The 19,311-nt window shown below is 51.3% G+C and carries 20 protein-coding genes; 10 read left to right on the plus strand and 10 right to left on the minus strand.

From position 1 onward, the window contains the following. Positions 1-60: 60 nt before the first annotated feature. Together KO508_RS13895 and KO508_RS13900 are read right to left on the minus strand one after the other, a co-directional pair. On the minus strand, positions 61-1,002 hold the full coding sequence (locus tag KO508_RS13895) for an electron transfer flavoprotein subunit alpha/FixB family protein (protein WP_216008919.1): 942 nt from the start codon (positions 1,000-1,002) through the stop codon (positions 61-63). Beyond that, positions 1,003-1,752 carry an electron transfer flavoprotein subunit beta/FixA family protein gene (locus KO508_RS13900; RefSeq protein WP_216008920.1) on the minus strand — a complete coding sequence of 250 codons (750 nt, stop codon included), beginning with the start codon at positions 1,750-1,752 and terminating at the stop codon, positions 1,003-1,005. 524 nt (positions 1,753-2,276) lie between these two features. Here KO508_RS13900 and KO508_RS13905 point away from each other — a divergent pair. After that, positions 2,277-3,929 carry an electron transfer flavoprotein-ubiquinone oxidoreductase gene (locus tag KO508_RS13905; RefSeq protein ID WP_216008921.1) on the plus strand — a complete coding sequence of 551 codons (1,653 nt, stop codon included), beginning with the start codon at positions 2,277-2,279 and terminating at the stop codon, positions 3,927-3,929. Between the two features lie 159 nt (positions 3,930-4,088). Here KO508_RS13905 and KO508_RS13910 read toward each other — a convergent pair whose 3' ends face one another. The 7 genes from KO508_RS13910 to KO508_RS13940 form a co-directional block, all read right to left on the minus strand. Beyond that, a complete protein-coding gene (locus KO508_RS13910) occupies positions 4,089-4,550 on the minus strand; it encodes an FKBP-type peptidyl-prolyl cis-trans isomerase (RefSeq protein ID WP_216008922.1) in 462 nt (153 codons plus the stop codon). A 200-nt stretch (positions 4,551-4,750) separates the two neighbouring features. Then, positions 4,751-5,317, minus strand: a complete 567-nt coding sequence (locus KO508_RS13915) for a DUF1285 domain-containing protein (protein WP_216008923.1) — start codon at positions 5,315-5,317, stop codon at positions 4,751-4,753. Positions 5,318-5,341: 24 nt separating this feature from the next. Then, positions 5,342-6,238 carry a radical SAM protein gene (locus tag KO508_RS13920; protein ID WP_216008924.1) on the minus strand — a complete coding sequence of 299 codons (897 nt, stop codon included), beginning with the start codon at positions 6,236-6,238 and terminating at the stop codon, positions 5,342-5,344. Between the two features lie 43 nt (positions 6,239-6,281). Further along, a complete protein-coding gene (gene sixA, locus KO508_RS13925; RefSeq protein ID WP_216008925.1) occupies positions 6,282-6,731 on the minus strand; it encodes a phosphohistidine phosphatase SixA in 450 nt (149 codons plus the stop codon). A 15-nt stretch (positions 6,732-6,746) separates the two neighbouring features. Then, on the minus strand, positions 6,747-7,814 hold the full coding sequence (locus KO508_RS13930; protein ID WP_216008926.1) for an NAD(P)H-dependent glycerol-3-phosphate dehydrogenase: 1,068 nt from the start codon (positions 7,812-7,814) through the stop codon (positions 6,747-6,749). A 63-nt stretch (positions 7,815-7,877) separates the two neighbouring features. Next, positions 7,878-8,369 carry an STAS domain-containing protein gene (locus tag KO508_RS13935; protein ID WP_200364666.1) on the minus strand — a complete coding sequence of 164 codons (492 nt, stop codon included), beginning with the start codon at positions 8,367-8,369 and terminating at the stop codon, positions 7,878-7,880. Between the two features lie 16 nt (positions 8,370-8,385). Further along, positions 8,386-9,606, minus strand: coding sequence for a PP2C family protein-serine/threonine phosphatase (locus tag KO508_RS13940; RefSeq protein ID WP_216008927.1), 1,221 nt, complete (start codon positions 9,604-9,606; stop codon positions 8,386-8,388). Positions 9,607-9,719: 113 nt separating this feature from the next. Here KO508_RS13940 and KO508_RS13945 point away from each other — a divergent pair, with 113 nt between their 5' ends. Continuing rightward, positions 9,720-11,204 carry an HD domain-containing protein gene (locus tag KO508_RS13945; protein WP_216008928.1) on the plus strand — a complete coding sequence of 495 codons (1,485 nt, stop codon included), beginning with the start codon at positions 9,720-9,722 and terminating at the stop codon, positions 11,202-11,204. Here the strand turns inward: KO508_RS13945 and KO508_RS13950 are convergent. Further along, positions 11,194-12,237 (minus strand): NAD(P)/FAD-dependent oxidoreductase, encoded by a 1,044-nt coding sequence (locus KO508_RS13950; protein ID WP_216008929.1) that lies wholly within the window; start codon positions 12,235-12,237, stop codon positions 11,194-11,196. The genes KO508_RS13945 and KO508_RS13950 overlap by 11 nt on opposite strands. A gap of 116 nt (positions 12,238-12,353) precedes the next feature. On the opposite strand from KO508_RS13950, the gene KO508_RS13955 reads away from it, so the two are divergent. From KO508_RS13955 to KO508_RS13990, 8 genes are read left to right on the plus strand one after another with little or no spacing between them, the layout of a single operon-like run. Beyond that, positions 12,354-13,310 (plus strand): acyl-CoA desaturase, encoded by a 957-nt coding sequence (locus tag KO508_RS13955; RefSeq protein ID WP_216008930.1) that lies wholly within the window; start codon positions 12,354-12,356, stop codon positions 13,308-13,310. Then, a complete protein-coding gene (locus tag KO508_RS13960) occupies positions 13,307-13,774 on the plus strand; it encodes a nuclear transport factor 2 family protein (RefSeq protein WP_216008931.1) in 468 nt (155 codons plus the stop codon). The genes KO508_RS13955 and KO508_RS13960 overlap by 4 nt, the downstream gene beginning before the upstream one ends. After that, positions 13,771-14,565 carry an SDR family NAD(P)-dependent oxidoreductase gene (locus KO508_RS13965; protein WP_216008932.1) on the plus strand — a complete coding sequence of 265 codons (795 nt, stop codon included), beginning with the start codon at positions 13,771-13,773 and terminating at the stop codon, positions 14,563-14,565. Before KO508_RS13960 ends, KO508_RS13965 begins: the two co-directional genes overlap by 4 nt. Further along, the gene (locus KO508_RS13970) at positions 14,565-15,830 is read left to right on the plus strand and encodes an NAD(P)/FAD-dependent oxidoreductase (protein ID WP_216008933.1); all 1,266 of its coding nucleotides are present in this window, start codon (positions 14,565-14,567) and stop codon (positions 15,828-15,830) included. Before KO508_RS13965 ends, KO508_RS13970 begins: the two co-directional genes overlap by 1 nt. Positions 15,831-15,832: 2 nt before the next feature. Continuing rightward, positions 15,833-16,717, plus strand: coding sequence for a DUF1365 domain-containing protein (locus KO508_RS13975; RefSeq protein ID WP_216008934.1), 885 nt, complete (start codon positions 15,833-15,835; stop codon positions 16,715-16,717). Beyond that, positions 16,705-17,979, plus strand: coding sequence for an SAM-dependent methyltransferase (locus KO508_RS13980; protein WP_216008935.1), 1,275 nt, complete (start codon positions 16,705-16,707; stop codon positions 17,977-17,979). Before KO508_RS13975 ends, KO508_RS13980 begins: the two co-directional genes overlap by 13 nt. Next, complete coding sequence (locus tag KO508_RS13985; protein WP_216008936.1) at positions 17,976-18,494, plus strand: DUF2878 domain-containing protein; 519 nt, start codon at positions 17,976-17,978, stop codon at positions 18,492-18,494. Before KO508_RS13980 ends, KO508_RS13985 begins: the two co-directional genes overlap by 4 nt. Continuing rightward, positions 18,491-19,252, plus strand: coding sequence for a hypothetical protein (locus KO508_RS13990; protein WP_216008937.1), 762 nt, complete (start codon positions 18,491-18,493; stop codon positions 19,250-19,252). Before KO508_RS13985 ends, KO508_RS13990 begins: the two co-directional genes overlap by 4 nt. The last annotated feature ends 59 nt before the right edge of the window (positions 19,253-19,311 follow it).

Raw genomic sequence — 19,311 nt, forward strand, 5'->3', positions numbered from 1 at the left:
TTTATTACGCAACAACAAAAAAGGCACCCGAAGGTGCCTTTTTTGTTGCCTGATAGAAAGTTACAGAGCTTTCTTCAGTTCTTCCTCAAGTTGCGGAACTGCTTCAAACAGATCCGCTACTAGGCCGTAATCGGCAACTTGGAAGATCGGAGCTTCTTCATCCTTGTTGATCGCAACGATCACCTTGGAATCAGACATACCTGCCAAGTGCTGAATCGCACCGGAGATACCAACCGCAATGTAAAGCTGCGGAGCGACAATCTTACCAGTCTGGCCTACCTGCATGTCATTCGGCACAAAGCCTGCGTCGACCGCTGCACGTGAGGCACCAATACCTGCACCCAGCAAGTCAGCAACTTGCTCCAGCATCTTGAAGTTATCGCCATTTTGCATGCCACGGCCACCGGAGATAACAATACCGGCACTGGCAAGATCAGGACGATCGGATTCAGCTTTCTGCTCGCCAACAAACGAGGATAAGCCAGCGTCTTTAACGACGTCTATCTGCTCGACGGAAGCGGAACCACCTTCCGCGGCAACCGGATCAAACCCTGTCGGGCGAACGGTTACAACCTTAATGCTATCGCTGGCTTTAACCGTTGCGATGGCATTACCCGCATAAATCGGGCGAACAAAAGTGTCTTCAGACTCAACGCGGATGATGTCAGATACCTGAGCAACGTCCAACAATGCAGCAACGCGCGGCATGAAGTCCTTACCCGTGGTGCCGGCAGAGCTCAGAATGTGGCTGTAGCCTTTGCCTACTTCTGCAACCAACTCTCCCAGATTTTCACCCAAGAAGTGGCCGTAAGCTGCGTTGTCGGCAACCAGTACCTTTGCAACGCCTTCGGCTTTTGCAGCGGCTTCAGCAACGGCGGCGCAGTTTTCACCAGCAACCAGTACGTCGATATCGCCACCGATGGCCTTGGCAGCCGCTACAACGCTCAGAGTAGCCTGCTTCAGGCTGCTGTTGTCGTGTTCAGCAATTACAAGGATGCTCATTTAGATCACCTTCGCTTCGTTCTTCAGTTTATCGACCAGCTCGGCAACGTCGGCCACTTTAACACCTGCAGAACGACCAGCCGGTGCTTCAACTTTCAAAGTGGTCAGGCGCGATGCAATTTCAACACCTAGATCGGCCGCGCTCATGGTATCGAGCGGCTTTTTCTTTGCCTTCATAATGTTTGGCAAAGACGCATAGCGCGGCTCGTTCAATCGCAGGTCTGTGGTTACAACCGCAGGGAGGTTCAGGGAAAGGGTCATAAGACCACCGTCTACCTCACGGGTAACATTTACTTTTTCGCCATCAACAACCACTTCGGAAGCAAAGGTGCCCTGACCCATTCCGGTCAGTGCAGCCAGCATTTGGCCAGTTTGGTTGTTATCAGAATCGATGGACTGCTTGCCAAGAATGACGAGTTTGGGCTCTTCTTTCTCAACAACGGCTTTAAGTAGCTTAGCCGCGTCGAGAGACTGAACGTCCCCGTCGGCTTCAATGTGGATACCACGGTCAGCACCCAGCGCCAATGCAGTACGAATCTGCTCCTGACAAGCCTTAGGGCCAATGGAAACCACGACAATTTCGCTTGCAATGCCCTTTTCCTTCAGACGAACCGCTTCTTCAACAGCGATTTCGCAGAATGGGTTCATTGCCATTTTGACGTTGGCGAGATCAACACCAGTGTTATCCGGCTTGACACGTACCTTTACGTTGTAGTCGATTACTCGTTTTACAGCGACCAGAACCTTCATAGATTCCTCGTTCTTCTACGATGGGTTAATGACTCTCAACCAAAAATACTCTACAACAAGCCCTGTGCGGGCGAGTTACAGAGCATTCTCGATTGCTTCGTCTCGGTGATATACCGGAATTATGGGTATAGGAACCGAACGTTACAAACAGCGGCCTCACACTGGGGCCATCCGTCACGGCGCACTAATACTGAAGGCAAAGATAAAGTGGGTCAATAGCCTAATGAGACGCCCAACATCTGTTTCCTGAGCCAATCAGTCGGAACTGCGTCCGCATTTGATAGTATTACAACCGGTCTAGCGGGCTGTATCGCAGTACAAATATACAATGCCAAAGCTTTGGCTAAATTTCAAACAAACGTTTGTTTGAAACTCTAAATACGTTATTCTTTACATGCAATAAAGCCAGAGCATTGGGCTATGGGTAGTCGTCTGAGAGTACTTTTAACGGTATGATGGCGCTCCAGAAATTAAAAAAGCCTGCGGGCATAAAATATCCATTAAAGATGTTTGAGGAGACCAACGTGGAACGCGAATCGATGGAATTTGATGTTCTTATCGTCGGCGGCGGGCCTGCTGGCTTGTCGGCAGCTTGCCGAGTTATGCAATTGGCACAAGAGGCTGGCGAAGAACTGACGGTATGCGTAGTTGAGAAAGGTTCTGAGATTGGTGCACATATTTTGGCCGGCACTGTTTTTGAACCAACCGCTCTCAATGAACTCTTCCCGGACTGGAAAGAGAAAGGCGCACCCCTGAATACCCCGGTTACCCGTGACGATATTTTCCTTTTAAAAGATCAGGAAAAGGGAACCAAAATCCCGAACGCCTTTGTCCCCAAGAACATGCACAACCACGGCAACTATATTATTAGCCTTGGTAACCTGTGCCGCTGGCTTGGTGAGCAGGCCGAAGCTCTGGGCGTTGAAGTTTACCCAGGCTTTGCTGCAGCCGAGACTATTATCGAAGATGGCCAAGTCAAAGGTATTCTTACCGGCGATATGGGTGTCGCAGCCGACGGTTCAGAAAAAGACGGCTATATGCCGGGCATGGAACTGCGCGCTAAGTATACTCTGTTCACAGAAGGCTGCCGTGGCCATCTAGGCAAGCGTCTAATTAAAGACTTCAAACTAGATGAAGGCAAAGACCCCCAGCATTACGGTATCGGCATTAAAGAACTATGGGACATAGATCCGGCTAAACACGAGCCTGGACTGGTTGTACACACCACTGGGTGGCCTTTGACGGAAACCGGCTCTACCGGCGGCTCCTTTCTTTACCACCTTGAAAACGGTCAAGTTTACGTAGGCTTGATTGCTGACCTTGCATACAGCAACCCGCACCTGAGCCCATTTGAAGAATTCCAGCGCTTGAAGACCCACCCAGAATTCAAGCAATATCTGGAAGGCGGCAAACGTGTTTCTTATGGTGCCCGCGCTCTGACCAAAGGCGGATACAACGCTCTACCCAAGATGAGCTTCCCCGGTGGCCTGCTGCTTGGCTGCGATGCGGGTACACTGAATAGCTCCAAGATCAAAGGCTCCCACACGGCGATGAAGTCTGGCCTACTTGGCGCTGAAGCCGTGTTCGAAGCCATCAAGAGCGGGAAGAACGGCGAAGAAATCACCAGCTTTGCCGATCGCTTTGAGAAGAGCTGGCTGTACAAAGAGCTTTATGACGAGCGTAACTTTGGCCCGGCAATGCACAAGTTTGGTAACTTCATCGGTGGTGCAATCGCATTCTTTGAGCAGAACATCCTGCGCAGAAGTCTGCCATTGACCCTGCGTGATCTAACCCCAGATTATGCGGCAATGAAGCCAGCCGCTGATTGCAAAAAGCCAAATTACCCCAAGCCAGATAATAAGCTGACGTTCGACCGGCTTACATCGGTGTTTATTTCCAACACCAACCACGCTGAAAACCAGCCGGTTCACCTGAAGCTGACGGACCCGGATATCCCCATCAACCATAACTTACCCAAGTACGACGAGCCTGCTCAGCGTTACTGCCCTGCAGGGGTTTACGAGGTGGTTGAGAAGGATGATGGCAGCGGTAAACGGTTCCAGATCAACGCCCAGAACTGTGTTCACTGCAAGACCTGTGACATCAAGGATCCTTCTCAGAACATTACCTGGGTAACGCCGGAAGGCGGTGGTGGGCCAAATTATCCCAATATGTGATTTGGCTTACTAACCCAAAGCACCGCTAGCTAGTTTATGTGAGGTTGCTTTTGAAGCGGAGGTGCAGTTTAAACTGCACCTCCGTTTTTTTATGTCTGGCTTTTCCCAGACACTAAAAAGGCCCCCGTAGGAGCCTTTTAGGAAACGGAATCAACACTCTTAGTGAGCGTGGCCGTGTTCCTTCTCTTCATCAGTGGCGTCACGCGCTTCGATAACTTCAACATCAAAATGCAGAGTTTCGCCAGCTAGCGGGTGGTTCGCATCAATGGTTACGGTTTCTTCGCTCACTTCCACAACACGAACAACCTGAGGGCCGCCTGGAGTCTGGGCTTGGAACTGCATGCCAGGCTCGATGGTGTCCACGCCTTCAAAAGCAGTACGCGGAACTGGCTGAACCAACTCTTCGTTGATTTCGCCGTAGCCTTCAGCTGGATCTACAGAAACTTTTACCTGATCGCCTGGGTTCTTTTCGGTCAAGGCACTTTCCAGCCCACCGATAATGTTTTGTGCACCTTCCAGATAAGCCAATGGCTCGCGACCTTCTCCACGGGAGGAGTCCAGCTCTTCTCCCTGATTATTGGTAAGCGTGTAGTGGATGGTAACAACGCGAGGTTGGGCCATGTGATCTCCTTGAGTGTCGCAATGACTGTTTGATTGATTAAGGGTAATCGAAAGTAATCATGAACAGCCAGACTGAACAGAGGGACTAACGACCACCAGGCCTCATTTGAGAGCCGGGCTCGTAACAAGCACGAAAATACAGTTTAACAACTGATACAGTGCGTTTTCCACCGTCATTTCTGGGGGCGCGCTCAGGCTTTTCAACCGCCCTGCCCGATTTCATAGAAATTTCCATGGCTAAAAACACCCAACACCGCCGTTCCATCCATGATCTGCTCTACAACATGATCTACTAGGTCGTAGTAGGCAGCAGTTACAAGGCGCGCAACTAGCCCGTTACGTACCCTTACGATAGGACGCGGTTGCCCGGAGCCCTCGTAACTACCCACTTCGAGTGCATGCCCGTCACCAACCTCAATGGTTTCCCCAACATTGGTTGTCAGCTTTATAATCTGCTGCTCACCACTGCCTTCAACGGTCAAAGAGTGGGCCAGCAAGGGAGTATCTTCGACCTGAATCCGCCATTTCTCTACGGGGGTAACCAGATAGTAGTGACCATCGTCTTCTCGGCGGAGAATCGTGGAAAACAGCTTTACAATAGCCTCTCGGCCCAGCGGTTCACCTTTATGAATCCACTGTCCGTCTCTGCTGATTCTCAGGTCCATATCGCCAGACAGCTCCGGGTGCCACTTATCAATTGGCGGCTGGCTGGCATTCTTCGCAGTTTTCTGTACTTGTTCGACAAGGTTCCCCGGGGTCTGGCTCATAGTTCTGCTCCGCAAACCGGTAATTTATAAACCACGCTGCCACTCAGGCCTTAGCGGCACTGCGCCGGGGCTTGTGATGGCAAGGTTAACCTGATCCAAAAGCTTCTGCTTGTCCCGCCCAAGGGTTCCTTTAAGGACTAAATAGTTTGACGCATGGTCGCTTCTAAATACGGTCTTCTCCAGCTCAAGATGCTCCAGAAAAATACGAATTTCTTCAAACAGACCTTGCTGGGAAAGCGCAATAAAATCCTCACCAAAGCCTTCGCGAAAGCGCTCTTCACCTTGAGGGAAACTGACCACCAAAGTAGACAAGTAGTCCGGCTGGGTTTCGTTGCACAGAGTGGCGGTATTTATCGCGTGTTGCCGCGAAAGCGTTTCGCCGCCCAACCCATTGAGCACCATAACTGAGCTGGTCAACCCGGCTTCCCGAATTTTCAGCAAGGCTGATCGAGTTGAGTCCCAAGTTTCCCCTTTGTTTATGCGCCGAAGAACTTCGTCGTCTCCTGACTCCATACCAACGTATAGAATCTTGAGTCCCGCCTCTTTTAACTGTTTGAGTTCTTCTACAGTCTTTTTCGCAAGGTTCCTCGGAAGGCAATAACTGGACACTCGTTGCAACTCAGGGAAGGCTGCATTCAGATCGCCCAAAATTTCTAGCAATCTGCGGGTTGGTAGTACCATGGCGTCACCGTCTGCCAAGAAAACCCGCTTTACGCCTCTCAAACTTTTCGCTGCTTTATCAATATCCTGACGAACATCTTCCGGCTTGCGCGCCCGGAATTTTTTCTGGGGCTGGGTATACATCTCGCAGAAGGTGCATTTATTCCAGGAGCAGCCGTTAGTCACCGGCAGAATCAATGATTTTGCTTCGCTGGGAGGCCGAAAAACTGGCTCTACATACTCAATAGGAAAACTGTACATATTCTGCACTCAATAATTAGAAATGACCCTTATGATGAAGTCGTCAGGGCAAAAACTGCGTTTTCAAGTCTGCGCAGCCGGGGCCGACAACTGGCATATCAAGTACCGCAGCCTGGGCGGTCATAAAAGGAATGCCACGGCGATGCCCGTCAACCAAAAGGGTAGACAAGCTGCCCACTAAAGGCATGTGAGACACCAGCATCAGCGGTGTATGCTGGTTCTCAAGCAAGGCGTTCAAGCAGGTACCGGGGTCGTCTTCCGGCGTAATGAAGGGCTTTTCTTCCACCGGGCAATTTAAAATTTCAGAAACAATGGCTGCCGTCTGTCTTGCCCGCACGTAGGGGCTACTCCAAATTTGCACAGGCCGCCAAGGCGACGCGGCAATCTGGGCAGCGCAGTTTGCGACTTGGTGCCGGCCGGTTTCGGTAAGCGTTCTCTCTTGGTCCAGCGAGTGCCAGCCAGCCTCACCATGGCGCATGATAAGCAGGTGCATTAGCAACCTCCGGTATTACTCAGCGATGGTTCTAGGCAGAATAAACTCAACGTCGGAGTTCTGTACAGACATCATCAGGCTATTGATTACTGCGCTGATCGACGCCCCCCCGTAAAGAATTTCATAAAGGCCGCGCACCAGAGGCATGTATATCCCTATGGCTTCAGCCTTTTCTTTTACCAATTCTAGGGTGTAAATGCCTTCTGCTACCTGCCCCAATTCAGCCACCGCATCATCCAGTTTCTTCCCTTGACCAACAGCATGGCCAACGCGGAAATTACGGCTTTTTGAAGACGTACAGGTAACAATTAAATCACCTACACCGGCCAGCCCCATAAATGTCATTGGGTTGGCACCCAAGCTGACTGCAAAGCGGCTCATTTCCGCCAGCCCGCGTGTAATCAACATAGCATTGGCGTTCTCACCCATGTTTAGGGCAGAGGCCAAGCCAGCAACAATCGCGTAGATATTCTTGAGTGCGCCCGCCAGCTCAACGCCGTAAATATCTACGTTGGCGTACACGCGGAAATACTCGCACCCCAGCAGCTCCTGTACAGAGCGCCTCACTTCCGGGTCCTTAGCGGCGATAACCGTTGCGGTAAGGTCTCGGTTTACAATTTCACTCGCCAAATTCGGGCCGCTCAATACGCCAATACGGCAGCGGGGAATTTCTTCCTGAAGAATCTCACTCATAAGTTTGAAGCCGTGGGCTTCAATACCTTTTGTGAGGCTTACAACAATTTGCCCTTCACGGAATTTGTCGCTGTTTTCACGAATAACGGCACGGAAGGCCTTGCTAGGGATGGCAACAAATACAATCTCTGCTTTGCGGACGGCGCCCGCAAGATCCGTGGTCGGCTGTATGTCGCCTTTAATTTCCACATCAGGCATGTAGCGACTGTTAATACCAGTCGTGCGGATTTCTTCAGCCTGAGCTTCATCGCGCATCCAGAAGTGCACCCGGTGGCCATTCTCACCGAGCACTTTCGCCATGGCAGAGCCAAAACTGCCACCTCCGAGAACCGCCACATCATGCACCGGTTCTTCGGCCTCATTTACAAGAGGCTCATTTTTTTCAGGCATAGTTGTTCCGTCTTTATGTAATTCAGATCCGAATCAGCGAAGCCGAAATGAGAAATGCAACGTTTAACCGGGCTCTTCACATTCCAAAGCACGCACCAGATTCTTGAACTCTTCCCGGTTTTGTTTGTTCAGCCCCATAAGCACTTTATGGGCGTCCAGTACCTTATCTCGAACGTCTTGTTCGCTTGCCTTCAGCACAGGTATTTCTTCAAGCTCTTCAATACGTGAGGCGGGCTCACGAACAATAATGAAGATCTTATCGAAACCCATGGAGGTGATAATACGGGTAATGTCCGGGTTGGTGGAGATCAGCGTGGGTAAAAAGTGGCTTTGCTTTTGGGCCGCCATGGCGATCTTGGCGAGCAGGCCGAGGGTAGTACTGTCTATGATCTCGGTTTCAGTGAGATCAATCACCACAGTTTTGAACTGGGGATCCAAGGTAATGGAGTCAACCAGATTGTCTAATGTACAGCATAGGTTCAGCCGGATTTCTCCAATGAACTTCAGAACATAAATGCCCTGTTTTTCAGCCTGCAGAATTTTATAACCAGCCATGTCTCTCACACTGCCACTATTTCGTCGACGTGTTATCTGACGCTGTCACCGTATCAGTAACCGTCACAATACCGATATCGTCCGGTAACTCTGTGATCTCGTCGAGGTTAAGAGCCTCGCTAAGAGATGCGACAGTGTGACGACCTGCAGATACGAGTTCAAGTAGTCTCTGCTCCTTTTCATCAAGACTCTTCTGCTTTATCACCTCTAGAATTCCGTCTGAAAACAGAATCAGGTGAAAAGGCTTGTCCAGTGGGACTTCATAAACCTCCCACTGCGGCGACTCAAAGAGTCCGATAGGAAGCCCACTACCCTCCAGAAACGCTGTTTCTCCGCCTTCGAATGAAAGCACTGGCATTGGGAAGTGAGCCCCCACTGAATACTTCAATTTACGCTCACTCAAAGAAATAATGCCAACAAACATTGTTACGTGTTTCCCCAGACCCGTATCAAGCAGTTCCGAGTTGATACGTTGAAGAAACCGATCGGGGTAGAGAATATCGTCTGTAGACCCTCGGCGTAGATTGCGCTGTAAACGATTACTGAGGTTCTTCAGTAGCACTGTCACGAAGGCAGAACTGGCACCGTGGCCAGAGACGTCTGCGATGTAAATCAGCGTTTTGTCTTCGGTTAGCGGAAAATAATCGAGAAAATCGCCGCTCAGATAGAGCGACGGCTTAATTAAATGATCCACAAACAAACTACCGGTGAACTGCTCTTTCTCAGGCAGCATGCGCAACTGAACTTTGCGCCCTGCTCTCTGATCTGCGCGCAACTCAGCAATACCATCTCGTAGGTCCCGATTGGCGTCTTCCAGTTCTTGACGATATAACTGGTTAAGACGACTCAAACGTACACGATCAAGGAGCTTGCGAATCACATCACCCAGAGCTTTCTTGTCTTTGCTAAAGGGCTTTAGCACAAAATCGGAAGCGCCTGCTCGAAGCGCATCCACAACCTGCTTGCTGGATTCACTGCATGAAAAGGCAACAATGGGCGTGAGGGATTCAGCCTCCTCCAAATGGTCCGCCAGGCTTTCTATCTGCGCGGGATCCAGATCTGCAAAGATAACATCGGGCATGTTATCGTCAATCACCGCACTGGCAGTTGAGAGATCGCGATAGCCTGAGACGTAAAAGCCTCTGGTTTCAAGGTGGCGCGCAAGCTCTGCACGAGCCTTCTCGTCTGCATCAATAATCAGTATTCGAATAAGTAGGCGCCCGGTGCGCGAGGTCATGGCTACTGCCCTAAACTACCAGCGATAAACGAAAAATGGCGTGTCAAAACCTATTTTGGCATGCCCCTGTGATATAACAAGGCCAGTTTGGCCAAATCCGGAGATTCCTGCGAATGAGAAGAGCGGTAAATGACCTGTTAGGTGCTTATGACAAGCTTATTATGGACCCGGTTCACGGCGCGATTCCGTTATACCGGCACGAAGTTCAGGTGATTGACCATCCGCTTTTTCAACGTCTGCGCAATATTTGCCAGAACGACATCCTCAGTTTGGTCTTCCCCGGTGCCACGCACTCCCGCTTTTTGCACAGTATTGGCGTAATGCATGTTGGCACGCGCATGTTCCGATCAATGATTGACGCCTACCTGCGGGAGCGCCAACTCAGCGAGCAAACCGACCTGAGCTTAGACCAATTAGATGCCATTGATTACTTGGCCAAAACCATACGCCTTGGCTGTCTGCTTCACGACAGTGGCCACTCCAGTTTCTCCCACCAGTTCACTCAGGCTCAAAGGATTCGTGACCTCATGAGTCGCCCGGGTCGGTTTGCCGACCTATGGGAAGGCGTCGACTACTCCGCCTACCATAGCGCAGAACCGGAAGAGCTTGAACATGAGCACTATTCCGTTCGGGTAGCGCACGATGTGCTGTCCATAGTGGATTTGGAAGCAGCAGGCCTCCACGCTCAAGATGTTATCGGAATAATGGAGACCACAGATGTTACGCCCAGCGATACCTTCTGTCGCCATGCTCGAACCTTTTGGGGCTTTATTGCGGGCGAAGACGCTGAAGCTGGATCTTTGATCAGCGACAACATTCCACGCTTGGTGCTGGACCTACTCTCATCCATCGTATCCGGCGAGATTGACGCTGACCGCGCCGATTATATGCTGCGGGACGGGTTTCATTCGTCCGTTACGATTGGCGGGTTCAATCTTGATCACCTTCTGAGCAACTTACGTTTTGGCTGGGATGAGTCAGAACCCTGGTTGGGCCTAGCCATTACCCAGAAAGGGCTTGGCGCACTGGAGGACTTTGTTTACAGCCGCTATCAGATGTACCGCAAAGTTTACGCCCACAAAACGGCTCTGGGGTTTGATTGGCTACTGCGAGAAGCCATCAATGAGGTTTTGGAAGACCCGGAAAGCTTTGAATGGATCGATACCTGCCTCAGTAATATGCGGTACTTTGCCGAACTTACAGACAACTTTTTTTGGGAAGCCTTCCGTAAAGTTGCCCGCCAGCGACCGGAGAGCTTCTCGTTCTGTATTGTGAATCGGGTAAAACTGAAGCACCTAGATACCCGGGAAGATCTTTCCGCCAAGGGCATTGCCAGTCACAGCGCCTGGCTAGCCGAAGCAATGGAGCTTAACCCGGCCCATGTGGTTACCTGCTCCATGCGGGCTCGCTTCTCCAATATTCAGGACAACTTCAATGGCATTAAGGTGTTGGTTCGGGACCCGGTTAATCGTACCCGCTCGCTGAAAAAGATCACCAATGTAAGTGCCTTTTTCAGCAAATTCAGCGACGGAACCATCACCCATTTTTATACAAGGCCAGACACCACCGTAAAGCCCAGCCTCGGAATTAACGGCTAACCGACTGTTCCGTACAGGCGGAGACTAAACGGCAGGCGCTGTCGAAGGCGCCTTCAACCCTGCCACCGCTGAGCCAGTCGCCCGCAAGGCCGATGCCGTGATCTTCAAACCAGAGATGGCCGGGACTGGCACCACCTTCTGAGCGCGCGTAGAGCCAGCGGTGGGCAACGGAATCCGTAACCATTGCCGTTGTGCCTGTTAGCTCCCGAAACGCCGCAATGAGCTCTTCCGTGACCTTTTCAGGTGTCGCACCAGCATTTTGTTCAGTCCACTCAGGGTTCGCGTGTAACACCCACCATACGCCTTCGCTGTCCTGATCCAAGGTTTTACGGCCGGGCTTACTGGAATTGTTCGCAACCCAGAACAGCGTCCGGTGATTGCACCGCATGCCAACGTGGCGAGGCCACGGATTTTCCGTAAATCGCGCAGCTACGGCCCAGCAAGGCAACACCCGGCTTACAGCATCGTTAAGCTCCGCAGCCAGTTCCGGTAGATTGCTTTGTACAAGCAAGTCTCTGGCCTGAGCTGGCGGCGCGGTGATAATGACCTGATCGAATTCGCCTACCTGCTCACCGCTGGTATCAGTGAGCCGCCAGCCTGTGCTGTGTCGTTCTAAGCTCTCTATGCGCGTTTCTGCAATCAGATTTACATGGCGGGAAAGAGCCCGCGAAATCGCTGTCATTCTCGGCGTGCCCACGTACCGGTGTTCATCAGGGAACGCCTGCCACTGACCGTCTTTATCCTGAAAACCAAATGAGCCATCCCAAGTACTAAAGCTTCGGCTGCCAGCAAATTCTTCAAGGAACGGAAGAAACTCCGGGTTGCGGGAGGTGAAATACTGAGCGCCAATATCCGCCGCCCCCTCTGCAACCCGTTTTGCGGCGAGCCTGCCACCGGGGCCGCGGCTTTTTTCGAACACAGTCACACCGTGTCCCAGCTGTTTTAGCTTTATTGCAGCACTCAAGCCCGCTAGGCCTGAACCAACGATCGCGATACGGCGTATATCATTTTTAGTAAGCGTCTCATTAAACATGGTTTATGGTGCATCCAAGTCCTGTGGTCAGAGCGTACAAACCAGCAAGCGACAGAGCCGGGTATTTCGGAAAACTTCGCTGTACAGGTTCCATTCAGCAAAAAGGCAGTCAGGGTATGACCCGCGTGCAAAACTTATTTGGAAACATTCTAAGGTGGTTCGATTCCGAAGCAGGTTTGGATCACATAGACAGAACCTCCCGTTCTTTTAGCTTCGTGCGCGTAATGCCGTTTATTGCGCTGCATCTGCTCTGTCTATTGGCTTTTTATACAGGCGCGAGTGCATTCGCTATTGGGTTCGCACTCGTCTTTTTTGTGGTCAGAATGTTCGCGATTACCGGATTCTATCACCGCTACTTTGCCCATAAGACATTCAAAACCAGCCGCCCGGCCCAGTTTATATTTGCCGTGATAGGTGCGAGTGCAGCCCAACGTGGACCGCTTTGGTGGGCTGCCCACCACAGGCATCACCACCAGCACTCGGATCGTGAGCAGGATTTGCACTCGCCTCATCAAGGTGGCTTCTGGTGGTCTCACATGGGGTGGTTTACCTGTGATGCAGGCTTTGTGACAGACGAACGCCGCATTCGCGACTGGTTAAAGTTCCCGGAGCTGAAAGCAATCAACAGGTTCGACGCGCTGGTACCTGGCGCCGCGGCTATTTTAATTTATGGCCTAGGCGAAGCCCTTGCAGTGTGGGCGCCGGATCTTGGCACCAACGGCCTGCAGTTGCTGGTTTGGGGTTTCTTCATCTCTACGGTTGTGCTGTTTCACTCCACCGTTTCTATCAACTCACTATCCCATGTTTGGGGCAAGCGACGATTCGAAACCTTTGACGACAGTCGCAACAACTTCTGGCTTGCCCTCCTGACGTTAGGTGAAGGCTGGCACAACAATCATCACCGCTGGCCCCAATCCGTTCGACAGGGATTCCATTGGTACGAGATCGACGTAACGTGGTACGGGCTTTGGGCTCTGTCGAAACTGGGCATTATCTGGGATCTAAACCCGATACCTAAACACATCCAAGAAGAAACCCGCCAACGTGATCAAATGAGGAGGGCGCAAAAATGACAATCGCCCCGGCAATAGAAGTAGGACATCCCAACTCCGCTGTGCCCGCCACTCTGGAGACGTTCAAGGCTTTATTTAACCAGTTGGATAAGGGAAACCTGCACACTCTCTCCGCCGTGTATAGCGAAGACATAAGGTTTCAAGACCCACTGGGTCAGGTTGAAGGCCTTGACGCCCTAACTCACTACTTCGCTAGCGCCTACACCAACGTTATTTCGTGTCACTTTGTTTTTGAAGAGCCGGTGGTTCAAGGCACCTCCGCTTCCATTCCCTGGGTGATGCACCTTCGCCACAAGCGTATTCGCGGTGGCCGTGAGATACAGGTTGCAGGCATTAGCCATGTCGTCGTGAAAAACGGCAGAATCTGCTATCACCGAGACTATTTCGACGCGGGGCAACTGCTCTATGAAAACCTCCCGGTGATCGGTGGCGTTATTCGCTGGGTGAAGGGTTACGCAGGATGAGCAAACGTCTCGACACTGTATCCAGTATATGGATTACCGGCGCCAGCTCTGGCATCGGTGAATCAGTCACCCATGCATTGATACGCGGCGAACACCGGCTGATTGTTACCGGGCGCCGCGTAGAGCCTCTGGATCAGTTGAAAACACTGGCGCCAGAGCGCATCGCAACGGCAGCGGCAGACACAACCAGCAAGGAGGATTTGCAATCAATTTCTGCAACATTGGAATCCTTCGGCGAGTTGAACATGGCTATTCTGAATGCTGGCGCTTGCGAGTATCTGGATGTCGCTCACTACAGCAGCGATGTGATCGAGAAAAACATACACACCAACGTGATTGGCACAGCCCGTAGCGTTGAAATTGCCTTGCCTGCGTTGCGACGCACCCGAGCTAAAGGGCTGCCAGCTACTTTGGTTATTGTAGGCTCGTCCGCTTGGTGGTTTCCGTTTGGCCGTGCGGAGGGTTACGGCGCATCCAAAGCAGCCCTAGCCTATTTTGCCCAAAGCCTAAGAGCCGATCTGGCTGCAGAAGGTATTGATGTTGTGTTGGTGTCGCCCGGTTTTGTGAAAACGCCACTGACCCACCGGAATGATTTCCCCATGCCGTTTCTAGTCACAGCCGAAGATGCTGCAGAGCGCATCGTCAGCGGGCTAGCTAAAGGCCACAATGAAATTGCCTTCCCGAAACGCTTTACATGGATTTTGAAGTGTCTGGGCGCCCTGCCCCAGTCATTGATCGACCGCATGGCCGCCTCCATGGCCCGAAAAAGTTCCAGCGAACAGGATACATAATGAATAACCAACGTCAGCGTATTGCGGTTATTGGCGCCGGAGTCTCCGGCCTCACGGCAGCGTGGCTTCTTGCTGAAAAGCACGATATCGAACTCTTTGAGGCTGCTGATTACGCCGGTGGCCACACCAATACCGAGTTTGTAGAAGCCGGAGGGCGCATCTGGCCGGTTAATACGGGGTTTATTGTGTTCAACGATTGGACATACCCGAATTTTATGCGCCTTATGGAGCGATTGGGGGTGCCCTCGGAAGTCAGCGACATGAGTTTCAGTGTGGATAGCAGCACTACAGGGCTGCAATACAACGGCACCAGCTTGAACACACTCTTCGCTCAGCGTAAAAATCTGCTTAACGTCCGCTTTTTGACTATGGTGCGGGAAATCCTGAGGTTCAATAAAGAGACCCGGGCCGATATGGCTGCTGGCAAGATCCGCAGTACGGAAACACTAGGCGAGTACTTAAACCGTAACGGCTATTCCCGGTATTTCCGAAACTACTACATTGTACCCATGGGAGCAGCCATTTGGTCGGCCCCGGAAATCGTTCTCGAACAGTTTCCAATACGCTTTTTTCTGCAGTTCTTTAATAACCACGGCATGTTGTCAGTAGACGATCGTCCCATGTGGCGGGTTATTTCAGGTGGTTCCGCGCAATATGTGAACGCCATGATGGACAGGCTAGGAAAACACACACATTTGAACACGCCAGTGCAGGCTGTAAGCAGGAATGAGAACGGCGTTACGATTGCCCTAGAGGGCCAGACCCTTGAGTTTGATCAAGTTATTTTTGCTTGCCATAGCGATCAAGCGCTAGCCATGCTATCCGACCCGAGTGACACAGAGCGTGACATTTTAGGGGCCATCCCGTACCAGAAGAACGAGGTGGTGCTACATACAGACAGCAGCGTTCTGCCAGACAACCGCAGAGCTTGGGCCGCTTGGAACTACTATATTCCGAAGCACAGCACTGAACCGGTTTCGGTGACATACAACATGAACGTGTTGCAGAACTTCCATCAGGCTCCGGAGGTTTTTTGCGTCACGCTAAACCGAAGCCAAGATATTGCCGAAGACAAAGTCATCAAGCGCTTCAATTATTCTCACCCAGTGTTCACTTTGGATGCAGTAGAAGCTCAAGAACGCTACGGCGAGATTGGTAACAAAAACCGTACGCATTACTGCGGCGCCTATTGGTTCAATGGATTTCATGAAGATGGTGTGCGTAGTGCGCTGCGGGTAACCAGTGATTTTGGTGTGGAGCTCTGATTATGGACAGCCAATGGTTACAAGGCTCTATCCGGCACCGGCGTTTGTATCCGGTTCGGCACGAGTTCGAATACCATACTGGCATGCTCGCGCTGGATACGGATGAGTGGAACCAAGTAGCCAACGTAAGCCCCTTCTTTTCTCTGGAAAACTTCAATTGGGTGTCGTTGAAGCGTAAAGACTATTTTCAGCCCGAGGCCGGTGATTTATCAGAAGCGTTGCGCGCGCATGTTGAAACCGCCAGCGGTTGGCGCCCCGATGGCGCAGTGGAATTACTAACTCATCCTCGTTACGCGGGGTATGTTTTCAATCCGGTGAGCTTTTACTTTTGCTATCGCGCTGGCGAAAGCGGAGCCAACGGCGATGTTCCCGCTGTTATCGTGGCTCAGATTACGAATACCCCTTGGAATGAACGTCATGTTTATTGCTTGGAAACCACAAACAGCGCACCCAATGCTGCTGGCTGGCGCACGGAACGATTCGAATTTACTAAGCGTTTTCATGTATCACCGTTCAACGCTATGGCACAACATTACGAATGGACGTTCAGCTTTCGTGGGCCAGAGTTGAGAGTCCACATGAACGTGCTCGAAGAAGGAAAGAAACATTTTGATGCAACACTTGTAGTCCATAGAGCCCCTCTTACACGTAAAACTCTTCATAAAAGTCTGCGCCAGTTTCCGATGGAGGCACTCAAGGTGGCAGCCGGTATTTACTGGCACGCTCTGAAGCTGAAACTCAAAGGTGCGCCCTTTTACACGCACCCTGACAAGCTCGCTGATAGCGACCCTGTCCACAGGCTAGGAAACACCGATCAGGGAGTTGATGTAACCAGCACAGACGACTCAAACAAGACTAGAGGAAAGGTAAGCTCATGGAGAACATAAACACATCGGCAAACACTGTCGCCACCGCCCATACAAACACCTCATTGGTTAACCGGGTAGCGCGCAACTTGGTTATCCAACAACTCCGGCAACTGGGAGCTGGCACGCTCACCATTCGTGAATTCGGCATGGATGATCTGGTTTTTGGTGATGGCAACGACGTGCACCCACCCGCAGAGCTGATTGTTCATGACCCAAGCACTTGGCGGGATTTGCTGACAGGCGGTAGCGTAGGCGCCGCCGAAGCCTATGTTGCCGGGGATTGGTCATCACCGGATCTGGTTGCGCTGCTCCGGTTCTTTACGCGCAATATTGACCGTATGAATGAGTTCGAAGACACATTCAGTTGGGTGACCAAACCAGCGCTCAAAGGGCTGCATTGGCTGAACCGCAACACCAAAGACGGTTCAAGAAAGAACATCAGCGCCCATTACGATCTAGGCAACGATTTGTTCGAAACCTTCCTCGACCCGACCATGATGTATTCCTCCGCAATATACCCCAACGAAGATTCCACACTCGACGAAGCTGCCCTTCACAAACTCGACACCATCTGCACAAAACTGGATTTGCAGCCAAGTGACAGAGTTGTAGAGATAGGCACCGGTTGGGGTGGCTTCGCTATCCATGCGGCTAAACACTATGGTTGCCATGTAACCACAACCACAATTTCCAAAGAACAACTGGAGCTTGCACAAGAGCGGGTTCGCAGTGAAGGCCTCGAAGACCGAATCACCCTGCTGTTCGACGATTATCGTGACCTTGCGGGCCAGTTCGACAAACTGGTTTCCATTGAGATGATTGAAGCCGTAGGCCCTCAGTTTCTGGACAGCTATTTCAGCCAAATTAACGCGCTACTGAAGCCAGACGGAATAGCTTTGGTTCAGGCCATTAACATGCCGGAGCAGCGCTACCAGCGCGCCCTGAAAAACGTCGATTTTATCCAGCGGTTTATCTTTCCCGGTAGTTTTATACCGTCATTCGGCGCCATTCTGGAATCGGTGCGCAATGAATCCAATATGGTTTTGACCCACTCGGAAGATACCGGTTTTCACTATGCACGCACACTCCGGGACTGGTGCGACCGGTTTATGGCCAACCACGAAACCCTAGAATCTATGGGCTACGATCAGGCTTTCCGCAAGCTCTGGCATTTCTACTTTGCCTACTGCGAAGCAGGCTTTAGCGAGAGAGCTATCGGAGTATCACAGTTGGTTTTCGCCAAACCTGGTAACAAACGGCGGAACATACTAAGTGTATGATCACATCAGAAACAGCTCGTAATATACTGAATTTTATATTCTTTCAGATTGGATGGTTTGCTTGCGTAGTATATCCCGATCTGATTGGTCCAGCTGTCGCGCTGTCGTTTCTGGTTATCCATTTTGTGCTGGTGAGCCAGAACCGCTTAACCGAACTGCAATTTATAGCGCTGGGAACGGTGTTAGGCTCATTGCTAGATGGTCTCTGGCTCAACACTGGCGTCCTTGATAATGGAAACGACGCTTTAGTGATTACGCCGCTGTGGCTGGTGGCTATCTGGGCGACATTTATGACCACCCTCAGCCATTCTCTAAACTGGATTAGCCGCAAGGTCTGGCTTGCGTTCGTGTTTGCCCCCATTGCAGGCCCATTTGCCTACTGGTCGGCGAGTAAATTAGGGGCGATTGCCCTGCCGGATCTAGTTCTCTCAATTGCAGCTCTGGCTCTTGGTTGGCTGCTGGTGTTTCCGTTGCTGCTGTTTACTCGGAAATCCTTGTACCCGGAGCTATCATGACGGCCATACGCGGTGGAGTTCTATTAGTGGCAGCGTCAATGGCTGCACCTGTAGGTGCAGCTGTGTTCGAATTTACCGGATCAGCCGCCAGAAACGATGGGAGAGTGTTATACGAAGAGGAGCACAGAACTGAGGGCCAATGTGAGCAAGGCGTATTCCAACCAGTAAAGCATCACGTCACCTACCATCCCTTTAGTAGCGATAAAGATAGTAGCGGCAAAGATCAACCATTCGCAGAAAAGTGGCTGGATTACAGCTCTTCGGTTGTTCGTCCAGCGGTGAATTTCCGTCAGCCAGACTTTAACGAGCTTCTTGAAATCACCTATCCTGCTGAAGATATCGTGAATCTGGTGTGGCAACAGCCCGGAGGTGATACCAGTCGGTCGACCCTTGAGATTTCCAACGACTTGGTGGTTGACGCAGGCTTTGATAATTTTGTGCGCCGGAATTGGCAAAAGGTTATTAACGGTGAGTCTGTAAAATTTCGTTTTCTAGCGCCAACGCGAGGAACCGATTACGCGTTTGTATTGGAGCCTGCGCAAAGCCAGACCGTGAAAGCAGATCACTTAGTACAAATTCGCCCAGACAGCTTTATGCTCAATTTTTTGGTGGACCCTATTATCCTCGGCTACAGTAAAAAAGGTGTGCTCACAGTTTATTCTGGCCTCACCAATGTGCGCGAGAATGCCGATCAAAATTTCACTGCAACCATCCGCTATAATGTAACCACCTACCCAGAATGTGAACTTACCCCCTAATCTTGCCCCCTTCGAGGAGGCAGTGCACAGGTTCCAATGTGTTAAACTTCTGCGGCAAC

Source organism: Marinobacter salexigens (genome assembly GCF_018860765.1).
GTDB lineage: Bacteria > Pseudomonadota > Gammaproteobacteria > Pseudomonadales > Oleiphilaceae > Marinobacter > Marinobacter salexigens_A.